Source organism: Burkholderia sp. LMG 13014, from assembly GCF_905232215.1.
Classification (GTDB): Bacteria; Pseudomonadota; Gammaproteobacteria; order Burkholderiales; family Burkholderiaceae; genus Burkholderia.
This window is the reverse complement of the sequence record NZ_CAJNKE010000627.1, coordinates 1-3,316: the sequence shown is the minus strand read 5'-3', so window position 1 is coordinate 3,316 and position 3,316 is coordinate 1. Positions and strand designations below refer to the sequence as shown.

The window sequence follows — 3,316 nt, the reverse complement described above, 5'->3', positions numbered from 1 at the left end:
CCGGGCTGAACGCGTCGGGCGTCGCGCCGGCCGCGTGGAACGTCGGCTATTTCCGCCAGCGCCACGGCGAGGCGGGCAACGGGATCGCGAACAAGCCGACGCGCGGCTGGGATACCGTCACCGTGCCGGGCGTGATCGCGGGCTGGGAGGCGCTGCATGCGAAATTCGGTTCGCTGCCGTTCGCGGACCTGCTCGAACCGGCGATCGAGATCGCGGAGCGCGGCTATGCGGTGCCGCCGATCGTCGCGCACAAGTGGGCGGCCGCGGTGCCGGAACTCAAGGGGCTGCCGGGTTTCGCGGACACCTTCATGCCGCACGGCCGCGCACCGCAGGTGGGCGAGCGCATGTGTCTGCCGGGCCATGCGCAGACGTTGCGCACGCTGCAGAAGGAGGGCGCTCGTTCGTTCTACGAGGGCGCACTCGCCGAGCGCATCGCCGCGTTTTCCCGCGCAGGCGGTGGCGCGCTGACCGCAGCCGACCTGCATGCCTACCGGCCCGAATGGGTCGAGCCGATCGGCAAGCGCTTCGGCCGTCATACGATTCACGAGATTCCGCCGAACGGGCAGGGCATCGCCGCGCTGATCGCGCTCGGGATCGCCGAGCACGCGGGCGTGACCGAATGGCCAGTCGATTCGGTCGACTCGCAGCATCTGCAGATCGAGGCGATGAAGCTCGCGTTCGCCGATGTCTATCGCTACGTCGCCGATCCGCGCGCGATGGAAGTCACGCCTGAGCAGATGCTCGACGATGCGTATCTCGCCGAACGCGCGAAGCTGATCGATCCCGCGCGCGCGACGCATTTCGGTGCCGGCCGGCCGTATTCGGGCGGCACGGTCTACCTGTCGGCGGCCGACGAGCGCGGGATGATGGTGAGCTTCATCCAGTCGAACTACATGGGCTTCGGTTCGGGGCTCGTCGTGCCCGGCACCGGCATCGCGCTGCAGAACCGCGGGCACGGCTTCTCGATGGACCCGGCTTCGCCGAACGTCGTCGCGGGCGGCAAGCGGCCGTTCCACACGATCATCCCGGCGTTCGTCACCGAGGAGGTCGACGGCCGCACCGAGGCCGTGATGAGCTTCGGCGTGATGGGTGGCGACATGCAGCCGCAGGGCCACCTGCAGACCGTCGTGCGGATGCTCGGCTACGGGCAGCAACCGCAGGCCGCCTGCGATGCGCCGCGCTGGAAGGTCAACCGCGACTTCACGCTCGACGTCGAGGCGACGATGAATCGCGCGACCGTCGATGCGCTGGCCGCGCGCGGCCATACGATCAAGTCGATCGACGATCCTTACATGGATTTCGGTTCGGGGCAGTTCATCTGGCGTCTCGACCGCGACGATCGCGAGCGCGGCTACGTGGCGGCAAGCGACAGCCGTCGCGACGGTCTGGCGGCCGGTTTCTGACGGATTGCTGCCGGCTTTCGTTTGCAGTTTTTTGCGCTTCGCGGGCGGCCGAATGGCCGCCCGTTTCGTTTGGCGCGGCCCGTATCGTCGAGCGGGCGCAAGCGGTTTGAAGGACTCGTCTAACCAACGGCAACAGACGCCGTGGAACTGCACTGGTCGGGTATGGTCAGTGGTTGGAGCAGGAACATCAAAGTCCGGCTAAGATGCCAGCATGGTTCGGCCGGACCAATCCACTATAAACGCAAGTAAAACGCCGCCTGCGGGTCGGTTGGCGCCTGTGCCGAAGGCATGGGCCGGCCCCCGCGCGACGACTGGGAGCGCACCACCATGGACACCAAAACAACGCATGTGATGCCGTGGCGCATCGAGGACATCGATCTGAACCGGATCGATCGTCAGCGTGCCGCCGCGAACGAGGACCTGTTGCTGCTGCTGTGTGCGTCGTCGTTCATCGAAAGCGGCTCGGATCTCTACACGAGCAATCTGAGCCAGTTCTTCAACGACGACCCGGAAGTCTCCGCATGGCTCAACAATGCATGGGAGCACGAAGAATTGCAGCACGGGCGCGCGCTGAAGGCGTACATCGCGCACGTGTGGCCGGAGTTCGACTGGGATACCGCGTTCGCGAATTTCTTCGCCGAGTATTCGAAGACCTGCAAGGTCGAGGCGTTCGAGAAGACCCGTGCGCTCGAGATGGTCGCGCGCTGCGTCGTCGAGACGGGCACGGCCACGCTCTATCGTGCGATCAACGAATGCTCGGACGAGCCCGTGCTGAAGGAAATCACCGACAACATCCGCACGGACGAAGTGCGTCACTACAAGCACTTCTTCAAGTTCTTCAAGAAGTACAACCAGCTCGAAGGCAATGGCCGGCTTGCGGTGCTCGGCGCGCTGGCGCGCCGCGTGATGGAAATCAAGAACGAGGATTCCGAGATCGCGCTGCGCCACGTGTTCGCGGTCCGCTACCCGGATCGTGTCGGCGACAGCCAGTACAACCGCGAACGCGCCGCGCGGATCAGCAAGCTCGTGCGGCGCAACCTGTCAGCCGACATGTGCGTGAAGATGCTGCTCAAGCCGCTCGACCTGCCCGCGAAGATCCAGCCGGGCGTCCACTATCCGCTCACCAAGATCACGCGGCACGTGTTCCTGCGCTGATCGCCGCGGCGCGGCCCGACGCGCGTATGCTGCGGCTTCTTCATCCGCTTTCCACCGGGGCCACGCCATCATGACCGATACCCATCGCCACGCGCTCGAACAATGGACGTTCGATGCGTGGCCGCCGGCCGTCGTCTCGCTGTTCGACGGTACCGCGCTCGAGCGTCATGCCGACGTTGCCGCGTCGCTGATCGTCGCAACCGACGACGGCCAGTTGCGCACGACGCTGCTTGGCGTCGGCGAGATCTATGCGCACGATGCGCGCACGCTGCTGCTGGCGCTCTGGCCGCAATCGCGTGCGGCGCGCGCGATCGCGCAACGGCGTAACGCCGCGTTGACGCTCGTCGCGGACGGTGCGTTCTTTCAGGCGCAATTGAGGATGACGCCGCTCGAAGGAGACTTCGGCGGACTGGCCGGATTCGCTGCGACGATCGCGCACGGCGATGCGCAGCGGGTCGGCTATGCGCGACTCGCGACAGGTGTCACGTTCACGCTGGAAGGGGAGCGCGCCGCGGTGCTCGCACGCTGGCAACGCCAGGTCGAGCACCTGCGGCGCGCAGCCGCGCGGCTTCAGTGACCGCGCTGGCCGCTGCGCGACGAACGGTTGCGGTTCGGGTGCGCGGCGTTGCCGTTTGCTGGGCGTGCGCTGTTGCCGCCACCTGACGGACGTCCACCCGTACCGGCGCCGCCGCCTTGCCCTTGCGTGCGCGGCTTCGCGGCTTTCTGTTGCGAAGCCTTCGGTTGCGCGTTGCCGTCGC

3 protein-coding genes and 1 pseudogene are annotated in these 3,316 nt (G+C 66.6%); 3 read left to right on the top strand and 1 reads right to left on the bottom strand.

Annotated features, from left to right (window positions below):
* From JYJ84_RS32140 to JYJ84_RS32130, 3 genes are all read left to right on the top strand, one after another.
* A partial coding sequence (locus tag JYJ84_RS32140) for a gamma-glutamyltransferase family protein (protein WP_205189960.1) occupies positions 1-1,403 on the top strand: 1,403 nt, incomplete at its 5' end.
* A 327-nt stretch (positions 1,404-1,730) separates the two neighbouring features.
* Positions 1,731-2,558, top strand: coding sequence for a ferritin-like domain-containing protein (locus JYJ84_RS32135; protein ID WP_043190698.1), 828 nt, complete (start codon positions 1,731-1,733; stop codon positions 2,556-2,558).
* A gap of 70 nt (positions 2,559-2,628) precedes the next feature.
* Positions 2,629-3,135 carry a hypothetical protein gene (locus tag JYJ84_RS32130; protein WP_175221655.1) on the top strand — a complete coding sequence of 169 codons (507 nt, stop codon included), beginning with the start codon at positions 2,629-2,631 and terminating at the stop codon, positions 3,133-3,135.
* On the opposite strand, the pseudogene JYJ84_RS32125 reads toward JYJ84_RS32130, so the two are convergent.
* A pseudogene (locus JYJ84_RS32125) lies at positions 3,129-3,316 on the bottom strand (RNA helicase); the annotation flags it as partial. The gene JYJ84_RS32130 and the pseudogene JYJ84_RS32125 overlap by 7 nt on opposite strands.

Excerpts from the sequence above, each read along its gene's own strand:
- JYJ84_RS32135 (WP_043190698.1), top strand. The coding sequence starts at position 1,731 with ATGGACACCAAAACAACGCATGTGATGCCGTGGCGCATCGAGGACATC.
- JYJ84_RS32130 (WP_175221655.1), top strand. The coding sequence starts at position 2,629 with ATGACCGATACCCATCGCCACGCGCTCGAACAATGGACGTTCGATGCG.